Origin of the sequence: Burkholderia sp. ABCPW 14 (assembly GCF_001523835.1) — a bacterium.
Lineage (GTDB): Bacteria > Pseudomonadota > Gammaproteobacteria > Burkholderiales > Burkholderiaceae > Burkholderia > Burkholderia mayonis.
Genome location: NZ_LOVS01000075.1, coordinates 1 through 691, shown reverse-complemented (window position 1 = coordinate 691; position 691 = coordinate 1). Strand labels below are relative to the sequence as shown.

The window sequence follows — 691 nt, the reverse complement described above, 5'->3', positions numbered from 1 at the left end:
TGTGCGAGCGCGGACTATGACGACTGCGAAAACTCACGAGACGCGCCGCACGCTGTCGGAGGACGTTTTTTACCCGGACCACGAATCGCGCACTGAGTCGCCGACCTTCCGCGCGAGCAAGCGCGCGATGAAGGCGGCCGGCGGCTATGTCTGCGCGGTCTGCGGCGACGACCAGGCGGTCGAGTCGCATCACCGGTTCTTCGAGTGGGCGTTCTCGCACGCGATCGACTGGAAGCGGATCCGCGACGTCGCGCTCAACCAGGTCGACACGATGTTCAGCCACAAGCTGCGGCGCGTCGTGCAGATCCCGCGCCAACACCCCGTCTGGGACGTGATCAGGCTGACACTGGGGTTCGACTGGGAAGCGTTCGATCCGGTGCGGCCCGAGACGTTCGTCGACTCGACGTACAACCAGTTGCTGCTGTGCGCGCTGCATCATCGCGGCAAGGGGCACGGACGGCACGAGGAAAGCGACCCGGTCTGGAGCGTGCAGGCGTTCCTGCTGCCGGGCTTCGTCTATTCGCCGGACGAACTGAAGCAACTGCATGCGAAGGAGCCGAAATGATCTTCCTGAAATTTGCGTGGCCGTATCTGCTTGCTGCGCTGCTCGGCGCGGCCACTGGCGCCGGCATCGAGCACCTGATCGGCGCGCGCGAGCTTGCCGACGAGCAGGCCGCGCGCGCGGCGGACG

At 66.0% G+C, this 691-nt stretch carries 1 protein-coding gene; it reads left to right on the top strand.

The annotated features are described in order from the left end of the window. The first annotated feature begins 1 nt into the window (after position 1). Complete coding sequence (locus WS62_RS11585) at positions 2-565, top strand: hypothetical protein (protein ID WP_231748263.1); 564 nt, start codon at positions 2-4, stop codon at positions 563-565. Positions 566-691 lie beyond the last annotated feature (126 nt).